At 50.6% G+C, this 18,478-nt stretch carries 13 protein-coding genes; 10 read left to right on the top strand and 3 right to left on the bottom strand.

Annotated features, from left to right (window positions below):
- Positions 1-58: 58 nt before the first annotated feature.
- On the top strand, positions 59-724 hold the full coding sequence (gene fsa / locus GRF59_RS18915; RefSeq protein WP_160499285.1) for a fructose-6-phosphate aldolase: 666 nt from the start codon (positions 59-61) through the stop codon (positions 722-724).
- 33 nt (positions 725-757) lie between these two features.
- The gene (gene gndA / locus GRF59_RS18910; RefSeq protein WP_160499284.1) at positions 758-2,176 is read left to right on the top strand and encodes an NADP-dependent phosphogluconate dehydrogenase; all 1,419 of its coding nucleotides are present in this window, start codon (positions 758-760) and stop codon (positions 2,174-2,176) included.
- A gap of 132 nt (positions 2,177-2,308) precedes the next feature.
- On the opposite strand, the gene GRF59_RS18905 is transcribed toward gndA, so the two are convergent.
- Positions 2,309-3,376, bottom strand: a complete 1,068-nt coding sequence (locus GRF59_RS18905) for a LacI family DNA-binding transcriptional regulator (RefSeq protein WP_423802971.1) — start codon at positions 3,374-3,376, stop codon at positions 2,309-2,311.
- Between the two features lie 527 nt (positions 3,377-3,903).
- Here GRF59_RS18905 and GRF59_RS18900 point away from each other — a divergent pair.
- From GRF59_RS18900 to GRF59_RS18875, 6 genes are all read left to right on the top strand, one after another.
- Positions 3,904-4,800 carry an ABC transporter permease gene (locus tag GRF59_RS18900; RefSeq protein WP_160499715.1) on the top strand — a complete coding sequence of 299 codons (897 nt, stop codon included), beginning with the start codon at positions 3,904-3,906 and terminating at the stop codon, positions 4,798-4,800.
- 17 nt (positions 4,801-4,817) lie between these two features.
- On the top strand, positions 4,818-5,699 hold the full coding sequence (locus tag GRF59_RS18895; RefSeq protein WP_160499282.1) for a carbohydrate ABC transporter permease: 882 nt from the start codon (positions 4,818-4,820) through the stop codon (positions 5,697-5,699).
- Positions 5,700-5,755: 56 nt separating this feature from the next.
- Positions 5,756-7,354, top strand: coding sequence for an ABC transporter substrate-binding protein (locus GRF59_RS18890; protein WP_160499281.1), 1,599 nt, complete (start codon positions 5,756-5,758; stop codon positions 7,352-7,354).
- A 90-nt stretch (positions 7,355-7,444) separates the two neighbouring features.
- On the top strand, positions 7,445-8,908 hold the full coding sequence (locus tag GRF59_RS18885; RefSeq protein ID WP_160499280.1) for a glycoside hydrolase family 32 protein: 1,464 nt from the start codon (positions 7,445-7,447) through the stop codon (positions 8,906-8,908).
- 41 nt (positions 8,909-8,949) lie between these two features.
- Complete coding sequence (locus tag GRF59_RS18880) at positions 8,950-9,831, top strand: ROK family protein (RefSeq protein ID WP_160499279.1); 882 nt, start codon at positions 8,950-8,952, stop codon at positions 9,829-9,831.
- A gap of 181 nt (positions 9,832-10,012) precedes the next feature.
- Positions 10,013-13,837, top strand: coding sequence for a GH32 C-terminal domain-containing protein (locus GRF59_RS18875; RefSeq protein WP_160499278.1), 3,825 nt, complete (start codon positions 10,013-10,015; stop codon positions 13,835-13,837).
- A gap of 164 nt (positions 13,838-14,001) precedes the next feature.
- Here the strand turns inward: GRF59_RS18875 and GRF59_RS18870 are convergent, their stop codons facing one another.
- A complete protein-coding gene (locus GRF59_RS18870; RefSeq protein WP_160499277.1) occupies positions 14,002-15,381 on the bottom strand; it encodes an Nramp family divalent metal transporter in 1,380 nt (459 codons plus the stop codon).
- A gap of 295 nt (positions 15,382-15,676) precedes the next feature.
- Complete coding sequence (locus GRF59_RS18865; protein WP_160499276.1) at positions 15,677-16,357, bottom strand: M50 family metallopeptidase; 681 nt, start codon at positions 16,355-16,357, stop codon at positions 15,677-15,679.
- A gap of 174 nt (positions 16,358-16,531) precedes the next feature.
- On the opposite strand from GRF59_RS18865, the gene GRF59_RS18860 reads away from it, so the two are divergent.
- Together GRF59_RS18860 and GRF59_RS18855 are read left to right on the top strand one after the other, a co-directional pair.
- On the top strand, positions 16,532-17,155 hold the full coding sequence (locus tag GRF59_RS18860) for a TetR/AcrR family transcriptional regulator (RefSeq protein ID WP_160499275.1): 624 nt from the start codon (positions 16,532-16,534) through the stop codon (positions 17,153-17,155).
- Between the two features lie 59 nt (positions 17,156-17,214).
- Entirely contained in the window at positions 17,215-18,432 is a 1,218-nt protein-coding gene (locus tag GRF59_RS18855) for a YhgE/Pip domain-containing protein (RefSeq protein ID WP_160499274.1), read from the top strand.
- Positions 18,433-18,478: the final 46 nt, after the last annotated feature.

Here is an 18,478-nt window from a genome sequence, read left to right as displayed (position 1 = left end):
AGTCATCTCATCTAAGGTAGACCGGAATTGGAACTTAAACTTACGGGAGGGTTTTGTAATGAAATTTTTTATTGATACAGCCAATCTAAAGGATATTCAATCTGCCTATAAAATCGGCGTTTTGTCCGGGGTGACAACGAACCCTTCTCTAGTCGCGAAGGAAGGCGTCAAATTCGAGGATCGCATTGCTGAAATTTTGCAGGCAGTCCCGGAAGTCGAATCGGTATCGGCTGAAGTGACGCCGGATGCGGAAACCGCGGAAGAGATGATTGCGCAGGCCAATGAACTGATCAAAATCAACAATCATGATCCTAACATTACGATCAAACTGCCGATGACCCTTGCGGGTCTGGAAGCTTGCCGTTATCTGTCCGCCAAAGGCGTCAAAACCAATGTAACGTTGATCTTTACCGTCAACCAGGCACTTCTTGCGGCCCGAGCCGGCGCAACGTACGTATCACCTTTTCTGGGCCGGTTGGATGATATTTCGGAGGACGGAGTACTTCTGGTGGACAAAATCGCGCAGCTGTTCCGCACACATCAACTGGACGCGCAAATTATCGCCGCATCGGTCCGCCATCCGGATCATGTGACGCGTGTCGCGATGGCAGGCGCCCATATCGCCACGGTTCCGTTTGCCGTCATTGAACAAATCGCGAAGCATCCGCTGACCGAACAGGGACTGGCCAAATTCGCAGCCGACTGGAAAAACAGCGTTCAGTAATCGGTAAAGGGACTTAGGAGGAGAAGAGAAACGATGAGCAAACAACAAATTGGAGTGGCCGGACTTGCCGTCATGGGCAAAAACCTGGCCTTAAACATGGAAAGCAAAGGCTTCTCGGTTGCACTATATAACCGTTCGCCGGAAAAAACGAGAGAACTTCTGGCTGAGGCCGAAGGCAAGAACGTCGTTGGCACGTTCAGTATCGAGGAATTCGTACAATCTCTCGAGTCGCCGCGCAAAATCATGATGATGGTCAAAGCGGGAGCGCCGACCGATGCGCTAATTGAGCAATTGGTGCCTTATTTGCAAGAGGGAGATATTCTGATTGATGGCGGCAACGCCTATTTCCCGGACACCGAGCGCAGATACAAGGAGCTTCAGGCTAAAGGACTCCGGTTTATCGGAGCCGGGGTATCCGGTGGCGAAGAAGGAGCGCTCAAAGGCCCAGCCATTATGCCGGGCGGACAGAAGGACGCTTATGAATTGGTGGAACCGATCCTGACTGCCATTTCCGCGAAAGTAAACGGAGATCCTTGCTCGACTTACATTGGCGAAGGCGGAGCAGGGCACTACGTCAAAATGGTGCATAACGGGATTGAATACGGCGATATGCAGCTTATCGGGGAAGCTTACCACTTGCTGAAGGATGTACTGAACTTTGGAGCTGAAGAGCTGCATGACATCTTTACGGAGTGGAACCGAGGCGAGCTGGACAGCTATCTGATCGAGATTACGGCAGACATTTTCTCCAAAAAGGATCCTGAAACCGGCAAACCGATGGTCGATGTCATTTTGGACGCGGCAGGGCAAAAGGGAACAGGCAAATGGACAAGCCAAAGCTCGTTGGATCTCGGCGTACCGCTTTCCATCGTAACCGAATCGGTATTTTCCCGGTTTTTGTCCGCGATGAAGGAAGAACGCGTGCAGGCCAGCAAGGTTCTGAGCGGACCTAAGAACGCTCCGTATGCAGGCGACTCCAGAGAGTTCGTTGAAGCCGTGCGCAAAGCGCTGTATGCCAGCAAAATCGCTTCGTATGCCCAAGGTTTCGCCCAGCTGCGGTCCGCTTCCGAGGAATACGGCTGGAATTTGGACTTCGGCAGCATTGCGATGATCTTTAGAGGGGGCTGCATCATCCGTGCCCGTTTCCTCCAAAACATCAAGGAAGCCTACGACAAAAACCCGGGTCTGAAAAACCTGCTGCTCGACGATTATTTCGGCTGGGTCGTGAACAATTATCAGGAGGCCTGGAGAAACGTCGTCTCCATCGCCATGCAGCGCGGCATCCCGGTTCCGGCATTTGCATCGGCCCTGGCTTATTTCGACAGTTACCGTACAGAGCGTCTGCCGGCCAACCTGCTGCAGGCGCAGCGCGACTATTTCGGAGCGCATACGTTCCAGCGTGTCGACAAGGAAGGTACGTTCCATTTTCAATGGATGGAGCCGAACGAATAAGCATTAGGAACCCCATATAAGTGTTGAGCAAAAAAGGCAATCTCTACGTCCTGTCCATGACAGGGCCAAGAGATTGCCTTTTATTATGATCTTGGAACGGAGGGGAATCCGGGCGATCCGAATCCGGAGGGACTAACTTGTGTGAATATGCGATGTTTCGATTGTCATGGTCGAATCCCGGAATACCGGCTTGGTCTGGATATGCGTAATCTGGTGGGGCTGCGAAGGCTCCTGGATTCGGGATAACAACATGTTGGCTGCCGTAATCCCCATCTCGTCGCTGTAAATATGCACAGTCGTTAAGTGCGGCTCGACGATACGCGATTCAGGCGCATCGTCGAATCCTGCAACAGCGATGTCTTCCGGAATGTTGATATTTTTATTCTTCAATGATTTCATGACGTTTACCGCGATAAAATCGTTGGCGCATACGAATGCGGAAGGCATGTCCGTAATCTGATCCAGACGTTCGTCCATCCAATCGGCTTCGGAGAAGAACTCGCTGTCCGGATTCAGAACGCATTGGTTAAGATCAAGCTGCATCCCGGCTTCGGTCAGAGCTCTGCTAAAACCCGCCCAGCGTTCATTAAAGCTCTTGCAATGGTTGTAATCACCGATGAATCCAAGGGAGCTGCAGCCGCTCTGAATCAATTTGCGGGTCATGTAGTACGTGCTGTGCTCATTCTCCATCAACAGCAGGTCGGCCTCGAGGTCGGGATAGAGCATGTCTGCCGCGCAATCGATAAAGATAGTGGGAAGTCCAAGACTTGTGATCCGCTTGCTGTATTCCATGTCGAACAATTCGATACATATAATGCCGTCCACCTTGGATATCTCAAAATTGTTCGGCAAGATGAGGGAGTTCCGTTCGATGTCGCGTACGATGTGGATGGATAGATTATAGCCTTCGGCACTGATTCTTTTCTCAAGCCCGCTGATGAGCCGCGAACCGAAGTGGGAAGTGCTTGGCAAATTGGCGGTCAACAGAGCGATGTTTCCCGGGTTTTTGGTTAACAGGTTTTCGGTCTCCATATATGCAAATTGCTTGTATTTAAGTTCGATGGCTTTCTTGATGACCTTGTTCCGGGTTTCGCTCGGAATATTGTCGCTGCCGTTCAGCGCCTTGGAAGCCGTGTTTCTGGAAATGCCCAGCGCATCGGCAATATCTTGAATCGTAACTTTATCTTTCATCATATATATTATTTCACCTCTAACGATTTAGTTCGAGCCGTTTCCTTTGAGTAGTTCCCCGTTGTTTTCTGTCTTATTTATTCTATGACAAATGTATAATAGATTGGCCGAAATAGCAATGTTAATTTTACAAATGCACACATTTGTTTTACATTTTCACACAAAGTTGAATATACCGCAAACATCCCAGCTTATTTCTTAGTGCTCATTTTCAAATACCTAAAGAAAAATCGGCGATTTCTAACATTTTCCAACTTAATGTGACTTGAAATATGACATTTTACTCCAAGCATCCTTAATTATGAACAAAAAACTATTGTCAATTGCACAAATATTTATTTACAAAAGTTATTGACGAATGTTACATCGTTTGGTAAATTGTAAAAGCAGCGGTTAACATCAACGCAATTTGAAAGCCTTTTCTGTACGCTGCATGTACATTTTTTTCTTGTAAGAATGGAGGTTAAGGTTTGGAAAACACGGTCAAAGTCGATCAAAGGGCAGCGGTGCTTAAACGGAGGAGCCCGGTAGGGCGCATGCTCGATTTTCTGAAGAAAAATTATTTCCTGTATATCCTGCTGGCTCCGGCACTCATCCTGACCCTTATTTTCAAATATGTCCCGATGTATGGTGCCATCATTGCCTTTAAAGATTTCAGCCCGATCAAGGGGATTATGGGCAGCGATTGGGTGGGGCTGAAGCATTTTGAGAAGTTCTTGAACTCACCCAATTTCGACGTGATTTTTATGAATACGCTTAAGTTAAGCTTTTTCGGGCTGATTTTCAGCTTTCCGGTCCCGATCCTGCTAGCGCTCATGTTGAACCAAATCCGCAAAACATCGGTGAAAAAGAACGTTCAGCTCTTTCTGTATGCGCCGAATTTCATATCGGTGGTCGTGATTGTGGGCATGTTGTTTATCTTTCTGTCTCCTACGGGACCGATCAACCAGATCGTTTCAGGGATCACGGGCAAACCGCTGATGTTTATGTCTGAACCGGAATATTTCAGATGGATCTATATCTTATCGGATATATGGCAGGCTGCCGGCTGGTCCTCCATCATTTATGTGGCTGCTCTTGCGGGCGTGGATCCGGAGCTGCATCATGCGGCAAGTCTGGACGGGGCGAACCTCTTGCAGCGGATCAGGAACATCGATCTTCCGACCATCCGGCCGATTATGGCGATCGTGTTCATCCTTGCGGCTGGCGGTATCATGTCCATCGGATTTGAAAAGGCGTACCTGATGCAGACCTCGATGAATCTTCCCGCTTCGGAGATTATTGCCACGTATGTGTACAAGGTCGGTTTGCAGTCAGGCGACTATGCTTACTCTGCGGCTGTGGGATTGTTCAATTCGGTCATCAATGTCGTTTTGCTGCTCACCGTGAATTTTATCGTCAAGAAACTTAATGAAGGCGAAGGTCTTTACTAGAAAGGAGCGTAGGTGCTATGGCTGTCAAGCATTCAAGGTTCGACCGGTTTCTGCTGTCCATCAATGTCATTTTCCTGACGCTGGCTGTTCTTATTGTCGTCGTGCCTTTGGTTTACATCGTGGTGGCTTCATTTATGGATCCGACCGTACTGCTCAACAAGGGGCTGTCTTTCCGGATTTCGGACTGGAGTCTGGAGGGATATCAAAAGATTCTGTCCAACCCGGCCATGCTTCGGGGATTTGGGAACTCCGTGTTCTATTCTGCCGCTTTCGCGATCGTTACGGTTATGGTGTCGGTATGCGCCGGCTATGCGCTCTCGGATCAAAGGCTTGCGGGGCGCCACTTCTTCATGACTCTATTTATCATTACGATGTTTTTTGGTGGCGGGCTGATTCCTACATATCTGTTGGTGCGCCAGCTTGGCATGCTGAATACCGTGTGGGCCGTCATCATTCCAGGCGCCGTGAACGTGTGGAATATCATTCTGTCCAGAACCTTTTTCAAGGGCGTGCCGAAAGAGCTGAAGGAGGCTGCGAACGTCGACGGCGCTTCGGATGCGGGCATCTTTTTCCGGATTGTTCTTCCGTTGTCCAAACCGATTATTTTCGTGCTTGCGTTGTATGCGTTCGTGGGACAGTGGAATTCGTTTTTCGATGCGATGATTTATTTGGAAGATTCCAAGCTGCATCCGCTGCAGCTCGTTCTGCGGTCCATCCTCATTCAAAATCAGGCCGCGCCGGGCATGATTAGTGATCAGCTCGCGATGAACGAATTGAAGCGTCTCTCGGAAATGATCAAATACTCGGCGATCGTCATATCCAGCTTACCCCTGCTCGTGATGTATCCATTTTTCCAAAAGTACTTTGAGAAAGGTGTCATGGTGGGTTCCCTGAAATAGGACATCACCTGAGCATAGATGCAATTTTCCATTACTACATTATGGAGGTCATAGAGATGAATAAAATGAGAGCCAAGAAATATGCGGGGAGAACCCTATCTGTCTCCGCACTGGCAGCCCTGCTGATCCTTTCCGGCTGCGGCGGCAGCGGAAAAGCGGCAACCGAATCACAAGATGGCAAAGTGACGTTGAATTTCCTGACGCAAAGCTCACCGCTGGCCCCGGCCGACCCGAACGACAAGCTCATCAATAAACGGCTGGAAGAGAAAACAGGCATTCATATCAATTGGAAGAACTACACGAGTGACGTATTCGCGGAAAAACGGAACCTGGCGGTGGCGAGCGGGGATTTGCCCGATGCGATTTTTGATGCCGGATATGGTGACTACGATCTTCTGAAGCTTGCGAAGGATGGGGTGATCATTCCGCTGGATGACCTGATCGAGCAGCATATGCCGAATTTGAAGAAGGTGCTGGAGCAGGCTCCGGAATATAAAAAGATGATTACGGCCCCCGATGGACATATCTACTCCTTTCCTTGGATCGAGGAACTCGGGTCGGGCAAGGAACGCATCCAATCGGTGGATGACCTGCCTTGGATCAACGTCGAATGGTTGAAGAAATTAGGTCTTGAGATGCCAAAAACAACGGAAGAGCTCAAAAAAGTGCTGATCGCTTTTAAAACGCAGGACCCGAACGGCAACGGGAAGGCAGACGAAATTCCGTTATCCTTCGTGAATAAACCGGGCGGCGAGGATCTGGCCTTCTTGTTCGCTTCCTTTGGGCTTGGAGAGAACTGGGACCACACGGTGGTGACGAATGACGGCAAGGTTGTCTTTACCGCCTCGGAAGATGGTTATAAGGAAGCCGTCAAGTTCGTTCATGAATTGTACCAGGAAGGCTTGATTGATATTGAGTCGTTTCAGCAGGACTGGAACACGTATCTTGCCAAAGGCAAGGATAACAGGTACGGCTTGTACTTTACATGGGATAAGGCCAACATTACCGGCAATAACGATACGTATGATCTGATGCCTCCGCTTGCAGGTCCGAGCGGCGAGGTCAACGTGACCCGAACGAACGGCATCGGTCTGGATCGTGGGCGCATGGTGGTTACCAGCAGTAACAAACATTTGGATGAGACCGCAAAATGGGTCGACCAGCTCTATGATCCGCTGCAATCCGTCCAGGACAACTGGGGGACGTACGGGGATGATAAGCAGCAGAACATTTTTGAGCTCGACGAAGCCAAAGGAATGCTGAAGCATCTGCCTCTGGAAGGCACGGCTCCTGTCGAGCTGAGACAAAAGACGAGCATCGCCGGACCTCTGGCGATTTTGAACGGATATTACGGCAAATATACGACGATGCCTGATGATGCGGCGTGGAGACTGAAGCTGCTCAAGGACGTGATGGTTCCGCACATGAAGGCGGAGAATACCTATCCTAACGTGTTCTTTTCCATCGATGAGCTGGATCGATTGTCAACCATCCAAACCGACATGTTCGCCTACCTGGAGAGAAAACGCACGGAATGGTATCAAAACGGGAAAGTCGACCAGGAGTGGGACGCTTATTTGAAAGAGTTGAATCGATTGGGGCTGCAAGATTGGCTTTCCATTAAACAAGCGGGATATGACCGGAACACAAAATAATAACATGGAAACGTGATTGAAACGGCCGCGTGCGCTTCGCGTTGATGCGGCCGTTTCAGCATGACAGTCATAATGAAGGAGCTTAAATGAATGTCTACAATGCTAAAGCAAAATCATCGGGGGGCGTATCATTTCTCCCCGAAGGAGAAATGGATGAACGATCCGAACGGGATGGTCTACTTTAAAGGGGAATACCATTTGTTTTATCAGCATCATCCGTTTGGAACCACCTGGGGACCGATGCACTGGGGACATGCGGTCAGCAAGGACCTGGTATCGTGGGAGGAGCTTCCCATCGCTCTTGCCCCGGATGAGCATGGGATGATCTTCTCGGGAAGCGCTGTGGTCGATTGGAACAATACGACGGGCTTCTTCGAGGATGAGCCGGGGCTTGTCGCCATATTCACGCATCATGCCGACGTTGAGGGAGCAGAGCACCCGGTCCAATGCCAAAGTCTTGCTTACAGTACGGATGAGGGCAGAACCTGGACGAAATACGAAGGGAATCCGGTGCTGCGGCATGATTCGTTCATCGATTTCCGCGATCCGAAGGTGTTCTGGCATGAACCTTCCTCGCAATGGTCAATGATTGTGGCATGCGGTCAGTCCGTCAGCCTTTATCGTTCCCCGGATCTCAAGAACTGGACGTTTTGCAGTGAGTTCGGAGAAGGGATCGGATTCCATGGCGGCGTCTGGGAGTGCCCCGATTTATTTGCTCTTCCCGTCGATGGGGCGCAAGACAACAGCAAGTGGGTGATGCTCGTAAGTATCGGGGATCATCCGGATTTTACGGAGGGCTCAAGAACGCAATATTTTACAGGGGAGTTTGACGGCACTCGCTTTACGCCGGATGAATGCTCCGTGGCCAAGATCCGGTGGCTGGATCTCGGCAGAGACAACTATGCCGGAGTTAGCTGGTCGGATATTCCGGCAGCGGATGGCAGATGCCTCTTCATCGGCTGGATGAGCAATTGGAAATATGCCAATCTAACGCCTACAGGCGGATGGAGAGGGGCGATGACGATCGCAAGAGAGCTCGAGCTTCGTTCGCGAAACGGCGAAGTCATGCTGGTTCAGCAGCCGGCTCGTGAACTGAAGGCGTACCGGCAGCCTGTTCTTTCCCTTGGACCCAAAACCGTGGAGCAGGCGTCATCCGAGCTGTCTGGCCTTCGGCTTGAAATTTTCGAGATGCATGTCCGCATGGAATCAGCTCAATCCATTGCTTTTAAAGTGAGAGCAGGTGCGGGGCAGGAGACGGTGATCGGATACAACGGGGATACGGAGGCAGTATATGTGGACCGTACCCGATCAGGCGTGACCGATTTCCATCCGGAATTCCCATGCATTCATTCAGCCGTTCTGGAGGACGGCGAAGAGGGACTTGAACTGCGTATTTTCGTTGACAGATCTTCGGTGGAGGTATTCGCAGGCGGCGGCCGGGTCGTGCTGACCGACTTGATTTACCCGGATTCGGCCTCTACCGGAATTTCGGTATTCGCAGACGATGCGCAGATGATCATCAATTCGCTGGATATCTATGAATTGTCCGTATAGACGCAAACGGTAAATCAACACATGTGAGGAGAACCAGTCTAATGCGCATTGGAGCAATTGAGGCAGGCGGAACCAAATTCGTCTGCGGCATCGGAAACGAACATGGCGAGATGGAAGACAGCATCAGCTTTGCCACCGAACATCCGGATATCACCATGCCCAAAGTGATTTCATATTTTAAAGACAAGCAAGCGGAGGCGGTCGGCATCGGCTCGTTCGGTCCGATCAATCTCAAGCCGGACAGCCCGGAATACGGCTATATCACGACGACGCCTAAACCGGGATGGGCCCGGTATCCTTTCCTTGAAAAGCTGCGCAGTCATTTCGCCGTCCCTTTCGGATGGGATACGGACGTGAATGCCGCGGCCTTGGGAGAAGCGGTTTGGGGCGCTGCCCAAGGACTGGACAGCTGCGTATATTACACGATTGGGACAGGTGTGGGCATCGGCATTTATTCCGGCGGGCAGCTCGTGCATGGCCTGGTTCATCCGGAAGGTGGGCATGTACCGGTCAGGCGCCATCCGGAGGACCCGTTTTCGGGCATGTGCCCGTTTCATGGCGACTGCCTGGAAGGCATGGCCTCGGGGCCGGCCATTGAAGCGCGCTGGAAGATGAAGGGGCATATGCTGCCGCCCGATCATCCGGCTTGGTCCATCGAAGCGCATTATATAGCGCAGGCTTTGACCGGGGCGATTCTGATGAACTCGCCGCAAAAAGTCATCCTGGGCGGAGGCGTTATGCAGCAGCACCAGCTGTTCCCGTTGATCCGTGAAGAAGTGCAGCGGAATCTGAACGGTTATGTGCATGCCGAGGAAATTCTGGACCGTATAGAGGAATACATCGTTCCTCCGGGACTTGGGGCTCAATCCGGCTTGTACGGTGCATTGGCCCTTGGATTACAGGCGCTGGAAAAAAACCGATAGTCTCTGCATCTAATCCCGAATCTTTCATTCTGATCATCATCGATCCTTTATGTACGGTCGGCAGCAAACAAGCGGTTCGGCTGTTCATAGGGTGGATGATGATTCTTCTTGCTTAAACGGCATTTAGATAAAAGTATATTTGTAAGCGGTTACCATAAAGCGGAAAGGGAGAGAACAGCGGATGAAAACAAGAAAAGGCATCCTTTGCTTATGCTTATCCAGCATATTAGCATGTTCTGCGGCGATATCGTTCAACGCGGATTCAGGGCAGAGTTGGGCCAGCCCGGCTCCGTCCACTTCTCCGGCATCAGGAGAGCAAAAGGAGGCAGATGCTGTTATAGAAAGCGCAATTCATAGCAATTTGAGCGGGTGGCAGATCCAAGGCAAGGGACATATGGAGAATTCGAACGAAGGACTGCTGCTCACATCGGATTCCAAAGAAAATGTGATGGCAATGTCCGAAACGAAAGCAGACGATTTTATCTATGAGGCGGATGTCATGGTTAAGAGCGAAGGCAACCCGGATGCTACCCTCCTATTCCGAGCAAGTGAAAACGGCTGGTCCTCTTACATGCTGCAAATCGCGCCGGGTGCCGGTATCATTCGTCTGAAAGATGCGGACGGGGGAGACGGAAAGCTGAAGGTGGAAAGGCAGGTCAAGTTAAATCCAGGAGAGATCTACCACCTTAAGGTCAAGGCTGAAGGCGCTAACCTCCAAGTATATTGGGGCAGTTCATACCAGCCCCTTATGGAAGTGAAAGACTCATCGCACATGACGGGGTACCTTGGGCTGCATGTGTGGGACGGTGCGGCGTTGTTTCAGAATATTCAAGTCAGCAGTATGAACGGAAATCTAAACGACGTGTTGGCTTCGCAAGGAAACTGGCAGCCGGATCTCAAGGGACTTAAAGGATCGGGAACAGGCGGGAAAACCGCGCTGCAGACACGCCGGAACCAGTCTGCGGACGTTATATATGAAGGAAACGTCATCTTGGGAGAGCAATCCTCGGCCGGTTTGCTATTCCGGGCGAACGAGCAGGGTACCAAGGGATATGAAGCGGTGCTGATAAGCGAGGGCAACCGGGCAAGGGCGCGGCTGCAAAAGGCCGATGGGACCGTTCTGGACACTTCAGGCATTACCTATCCAGGTACAACGGCAACGAAGCATCATCTTGAGATTAGAGCCATTGGCCAGCGGATTCAGGTATTCGTAGACGGTTACTCGCCGGCAGCCATCGATGTGAAGGACGGAAATATCGCAAGCGGTTTTCACGGCCTTGTGGTGAACAAGGGTACGGCTTATTTTCAAGATGTATATTCCACGCCGAGCGAAGGTTACTATACGGAAAAATACCGGCCTTCGTATCATTATAGTCCGATAAGGGGCTCGGCGAGCGATCCGAATGGGCTGGTCTATTTCGATGGGGAATACCATCTTTTCCACCAGGATGGGGGTCAGTGGGCGCATGCCGTCAGCAAGGATTTGGTTCACTTCAAAAGCCTGCCGATCGCCCTGCCCTGGAACGATCTCGGACATGTATGGTCCGGCTCTGCGGTAGCCGATACCACGAACGCGTCCGGTCTGTTCGGGTCCTCGGGCGGCAAGGGGCTGATCGCCTATTACACGTCCTACAATCCGGATCTGCCTGGAGGCAACCAGAAAATCGGGCTGGCTTACAGCACCGATCATGGCCGTACCTGGCAGTATGCCAAGGATCGTCCCATCGTGATCGACAATCCGGGCAAGAACGGAGAAGATCCCGGCGGATGGGACTTCCGCGATCCGAAGGTCGTACGGGACGAGGCAAACGGACGGTGGGTGATGGTCGTATCCGGCGGTGATCATATCCGCTTCTTTACCTCCAGTAATCTGCTCGACTGGACATTAACGGATAACTTTGGCTACGGGGACTATGTCCGCGGAGGCGTATGGGAGTGCCCGGATTTGTTCCAGCTTCCGGTCAGCGGTACGGGTCAGCGCAAATGGGTGCTGATGATCAGCACCGGGGCAAATCCGAAGACGCAGGGATCGGATGCGGAATATTTTATCGGCGAACTGACGCCCGAAGGGAAATTCATCAATGACAATCCGGTAGGTCAAGTGCTGAGAACCGATTGGGGCAAGGAATTTTACGCCTCGATGTCCTTCTCGGATATGCCTGATGGCCGCCGGGTTATGCTCGCCTGGATGACGAATTGGGATTACCCGTTCAGTTTTCCGACAACGGGCTGGAAAGGGCAGCTGACCATCCCCAGAGAGGTATCTCTGAAAATGACGGATGCAGGCGTCCGCATGGTTCAGACCCCAATTCGCGAGCTTGCTTCGCTTCGCAGCCAGATGCTGCAGGTCGCAAGCCGGGAGGTTACACCGTCATCGGAAAATATATTGAAGGGCATCGTATCCGGCGCTTACGAAATACAGGCTGAACTGGAACTTCCGCAGGGAGGAGCCGCTTCGGAATTCGGCTTCCTTCTGCGCCAGGGCGGAGATCAGAAGACGGTCGTGGGCTACAAACCGGGAAACCGGCAAATCTTCGTGGATCGCTCTGATTCCGGAACAACCGATTTTTCAAGCCAATTCACCACAAGGCATGAAGCTTCGCTTGAGCCGGAGAACAAGCGGATCAAGCTGCGCATTTTTGTGGATGAATCCTCGGTCGAAGTGTTCGGGAACGATGGCAAGGTCGTGTTCTCTGATGTCATTTTTCCGGATGCGGCAAGAAGAGGCATGAGCTTCTATGCGAAAGAGGGCAAAGTGAAGATCGTTTCACTCCAAGTTTACAGCCTGGGGAACATCTGGAGAGAGGGGCAGGAGCCATCGGCGGGAATCGTTATGGATCAAGACCTGCTGGAGCTGTCCAAGGGACAGACGGAAGAGTTGTACGCATCCTATGCCCAGGGTTCCGGGAACGGATTAAGCCCGATCAAGTGGAAATCGAGCCGTCCGGATATCGTTTCGATCACTTCCTCGGATCAAGTGCATGCGGTCCTAAAGGCAGGCCAAGCCGGAGAGGCGGTCATCACAGCCTCGGCTCCGAACGGAAAAGTATCCGCCAGCACTGCGGTTAAGGTCACCAGCGGGACATTCGACACCAATCTGACCGGATGGAAGCCGGATCTTTCGGCATCGAAGTGGGTCGTCACCGAGCATGGGATACGCGGCAGTTATCCGAGCGATGCGAATTACATGGCGAAGGAACATGCCGGAGATTTTACGTATGAAGCGGATATGCGGCTAGGCGAAGCCGGCAGCGCGGGGTCGATCCTGTTTCGTGCCAGCGAAGACGGGCGAAGCGGATATTATTTCAACCTGGATCCGACATTGAAAGCTATCCGTCTGTTCTATAAAGTGGATGGCCGGTTTGAGGATCGTCAGGTGCTGGCGAAGGTCCCAAGGTTTATCGAAGCGGGGAAAACCTACCATGTCAAAATTCAAGCGAGCGGTCCGCATATCCAAGTGGACCTCGACGGCGAAAAGGTCGTAGACGTGAAGGACGGTACGTTTGCGGAAGGAAGTTTCGGCTTGAATGTGTTTGGCGGGCAGGCGTATTATCAGCATGTGCATGTCAGTCATATGTCGGATGCAGCTCTGGTCGCAACCCGTCTGGTGAATGCAGGCTCCGATCTGGCCCTTCATGTGGAACAATCGCAAAACGGAGAGCGGGTGACGGTCAGAGTGCCGGACGGCTCTTCCAAGCAGCAATGGGTGCTTGTTCCTACCGGAGACGGATCATTCTCGATCCGGACGAAAGAGGGGAAAACCTTGGATTTGGATACAGGTCAAAACCGCATTCAGCTCTACGATTATCTCGGCTTCAACAATCAGCGGTGGAAGATCGTGAATAATGAAGACGGCACCGTAACCATCATTTCCGTTCATAGCGGCAAAGCGCTAGAAGTATCTGCGGACGATACGCAGCTGCAGTTGGGCGAGATCAAACCTGGCGAGCGGCGGCAAAGCTGGAGCCTCAGTCCGCATACGGCGATGGAGACAGCAGGAATTTAAGTGAAGTGGGAATAGATGAAATAACATGAGACAAGGACCTTTCGATCGCCATATGGATGGCTGCGAAAGGTCCTTGTCTTTTTAGAAATAGAGGAAGAGATGCCGGCCAATGCCTTCAATTCGCAACTGGCGGTCTTTAAGCTTTACGTCGCTAATCCATTCCATTAGCCTAATCCGGCAAAGGTACCATAAATCAGAAATACGTTCAGCACTGACAGAATGATGGCGATGGTCCATGACAGATACTTCACCCAAACGGGGTTGCCGAATTCGCCCATCCGTTTTTTGTCGCTTGTGAATATGGTCAAAGGAATGATTGCAAAAGGTAATTGTACGCTCAGGAACACTTGCGTATACAGCAGCAGTTGTTCTACCGCATTTTCTTTGCCTCCATACACAATGACGCAGATAATGACGGGAACTACCGCGATGACCCGCGTAATGATTCTGCGCAGCCAAGTTGGCATTTTCATTCGGATAAAGCCTTCCATGACAATCTGTCCGGACAAGGTCCCCGTAATCGTCGAGTTTTGACCGGAGGCCAGCAGGGCTACGGCAAACAATGTGCTGAGCACCGGACTTGCAATCGCTCCGACAATGGCGTTATCGGACAGTGCGTTGTACAAATCCGTGAAGCGGCCCAAGTCGCTGGAGGTACCGAAGAACATGGCAGCTCCCAGGATCAACAGCAGGCAATTGATGACAAAAGCAATACTGAGCTGAAGGTTCGAATCGATCGTCGCAAAGCGCACGGCTTCTTTTTTGCCTTCACGGGTGCGATCGAATTGACGGGTTTGAACCAAGGAAGAGTGCAAGTACAGGTTGTGGGGCATGACGGTCGCCCCGACGATACCGAGTGCGATCAGCAGCATGCCGTTATTGGTCGCAATTTCAGGGCTGGGAATGAAGCCTTGAAGCAGAGGGCCAATACTTGGGCTGGATAAAAGCACCTCATAAAAGAAAACAATAAAAATGGTTGCGATTAACGTAGCCACAATGGCTTCGATTTTCCGGAATCCGACTTTCGTCAGCAATAAGAGCAGAAGTACGTCTAGTGTGGTGATTAATACGCCGACGAGGAGCGGGATTTTGAATAATAGCTGCAGCGCCACCGCGCCCCCGATGACTTCGGCGATATCCGTCGCCATGATGGCGAGTTCCGTCAAAATCCACAATACAACGGCAACCGGTTTGCTGGTAGCTTGGCGCGTAGCCTGGGCCAGATCCATTCCGGTAACAATTCCAAGCTTGGCGCACATGCTTTGCAGCAGCATGGCGATCAGGCTGGACAGTAGAATGATGCTGAGAAGAGTATAACCAAATTGTGCCCCGCCTTGTATGGATGTTATCCAGTTTCCCGGATCCATGTATCCGACGGCGACCAGAACGCCAGGGCCGCTGTAGGCGGCTAATTTCTTCCAGAATCCTGCATTCTTCGGAAGCGAAACGGTGTTGTTGATTTCTCCCAGGCTCTGTCCATTAGCAGAACTGAATATATGATGTTTTTGTGGTGTTGTTTCTTTAATTGAAGTTGAGTTCTCCATAAAAAATCCCTTCATTCGTTTTGATTTTTTACGCTCGTGACTATTTAACTATATTTTGCCCTAGGTAAACATTTTTGTCAATGGCAAATATATTTTTATTGGACTAACTAGTTTTCCGTTGTGCAAGAATGGATGTTATTTCTAGTTGCCGTCGGACCTGGCTAACCGATTTATGCGGTTCATAAGGGAATTTAATATTAAAAAAAGACCTGAGGAAAGCTTCCTCCAGGTCTTTAAGCTTGGTATTCCATTGATCGATGTTGAGCAGTGACTGAAATCAGACTTGTTTTTAAAGCTACATGTTCAAACGCGAAGCCGTCTTGGGTTGACCGAAGCCCCGTTTGAAGAGCAGTGACGTCGAAAGCTTGGCGGACCAAAGGGAGACAGCCGCAAAAACCAGACACCACAAGAGTGCAGGCACATGCGTGACTTGGGCCAAATTGGCCGCGTCGCCTGCAGCTCCGGGATGATACAACGATAATGAAAGGATGACGAATGGACTGACAACGGATTCGACCAGGCAGATGAAGGCAATCAGGATGTAATAGCCGCTGCGCAGCCATGGCGGAGCCATGAAAGCTACGAGAGCGCTCAGGATGGCGAAGCCCGCGCACCAGATGACGCCATAGCCGTTGCGTACGAAAAGTACGGCCGCGATGGCAGCCAGCGCCATGACGATGATAAGACCGGCACGTTCTTGTCTTTTGGCATAAAGGAAAAACAGAAGCAGGGAAAAGAGGGCAGAGCCGATATATCCGGCAAGCGAGATCGGAATCGACTTCCAGTTCGCGTCAAAAGACGAGAGCGTGACTCCGCTTTGATTGCTGTACAGATAGATCACCATGACCTTCCCCGATAACACGAGTGTAACCAGTCCGTGCGACAGCTCATGAACAAGCGTATCGACATTGCGGAAGAACGCGGAGAATGGCAGAAAACGCGTTAAAATACTGGTCAGAAAGACGACCAGAACCATTTTTAGCCAGCTACGAATGGTTTCCCCCTCATTTCTATATGTTTTACTTTCATCTTACCTGGCGCCGCCAAGAAATACCATATGGATCATCACGCCGCGACGGTATTTGACTTATGATAAAAAACCACGTATTATTTCGTTAAACGATCGTATAATGAAAAGGGGGTGTTACCGTTGAAGCGAATTTCAAAGACATCACGTGATCTTCAAGCAGAAGAAAGAAAAAAACAAATTCTGCAAGGAGCAAAAGAACTGTTCGCTCTTCACGGTTTTCATGGCACTTCTGTTCGTACGATCAATAAGCATGTCGGCATTACGGACGGGCTTTTGTATCATTATTTTCCCGGGGGAAAACAGGAAATTCTGGAGACGATCTTTCATGAATCCCAGGGAGAGAGAATGGCCAGCATGGACCGGCTGATTGCATCCATCCATCCTGATTTACCGCTGGAAGAGGGGCTTTATCTGTTTATTTTAGGTATGGTAAGGACAATGACAGGGGATAGGGATTTTATTCAGATCATGTTCCGGGATTCTGCGACCATTTTGTCCGACCAAAAGGATTTTATGTCAGAGATGATCCAGCAGCGTCACCAGGCATTAGCCGAAATTTTGGAAAAACGCGGAAAGGCCGGGGAAATCAAGGAGATGGATTACAGGCTTGCAGCCTATCAAATCATGTCAGTGGGGATAACGACCATATTTAAGGAAGTGTCCTTTATTAAAGTGATGCAGATGGATCTAGAGACGTACCTGCGCAAAATGGTTCACTTCACCGTCGGCCTTTGGCGTCCGTGATCTCTTTTTTTTGCAGTTTTGTTCACCGAGCGTTTAGTGAAAATGAAGGAGTGATGATTATGAAACATTTTTTTAGTCAAAAGCATCCATATTTGGCCGTTATTCTGGTGTTTGCCGTCATGCTGCTGCTTGGCGTTGCCCAGCTTGGCTCATCCGTTAATCCGGTGCCAAAGGAAATGCCGGTTATCCTGATCCAAAATGATCAAGGTGCAAAGCTTCCTAACGGACAGCAAATGAATTATGGGAAGCTGATCGGAGACAAAGTGACCAGCTTCAAACCGCAGAACGGTGAAGATCCCGCTCCGCTACTGTGGGACAACGTGAAAACGGAGAAAGATGCTCTGGATGCCATGAATCACGAGAAAGCTTATGCGGCCGTCATGATTCCTGCGGACTTTACGGAGAAGCTGTCCAGCTTGATGTCTCCGCAGCCGCATAATCCGGAAATTACGGTATATGTGAACCAGGGGATGAATTATACGGGGGCCAATATGGTCAACCAGATATTATCCCAAATGCTTACCGGGGCAAGCAGCCAAATCAGAGATCAGATGTTGGGTCAACTGGATCAGAAGGGCGGGACCTTGAACGTTGACCAAGCTAAGGCATTTGCCAATCCTATTGTCATCCATACCCAAAATATTAACGCGGTAGGCAGTCATAGCTCGAATGGCAATGCGCCTGTCGTATTAACGCAACTAGTCTGGTTCGGAGCGATGATCTCCACCATCATGCTCTTTATGGCGGCAGGCAAAGCAACGCAGTCGGGCAGCAGCCTGCACCGGTTAAGCATCCGATTCTCTCAAATTCTTATGGGAGCTGTCACCACAGCGATAGCATCTCTAAGCATACTTCTGATTACAGGAGGTTGGCTTGGATTGTCCATTCCGGATTATACCGATATCGGATTGTTCCTGTTCTTCGCGGGTTTTATGTTTTTCCTGATCCAGACGGCCGTGGTCAGTTGGCTGGGATTTGCCGGAATGCCGTTGTTTATTCTGGTATTCTTTTTCGGGCTGCCCATTCTGACACTGCCGGCAGAACTGCTGCCCCAGTTTAGCCAGAATTGGCTGTATTCTTGGATCCCGTTGCGGTTTTCTGTTGAAGGGCTGCGAGATTTATTCTATTTCCGCCAAGGTTTCAATCTGAGTGATCCGGAATGGACCTTGGGTATTCTTGGAGCTGTCGGTCTTGTATTGACGCTATGTTCGGTCCTGAAACAATCTAAGCCCAAGCAGCAGGTGGCTGCAGATGTAACCCAGCCTAGCGGCGTGTAAGGAAATGCGTTTGAAATATATCGGCGGGCTCCACATAATCATTTCG

Source organism: Paenibacillus dendrobii (assembly GCF_009807035.1).
In the GTDB taxonomy this organism is placed as follows: Bacteria; Bacillota; Bacilli; order Paenibacillales; family Paenibacillaceae; genus Paenibacillus_AQ; species Paenibacillus_AQ dendrobii.
This window is presented reverse-complemented; position numbering and strand designations above follow the sequence as displayed.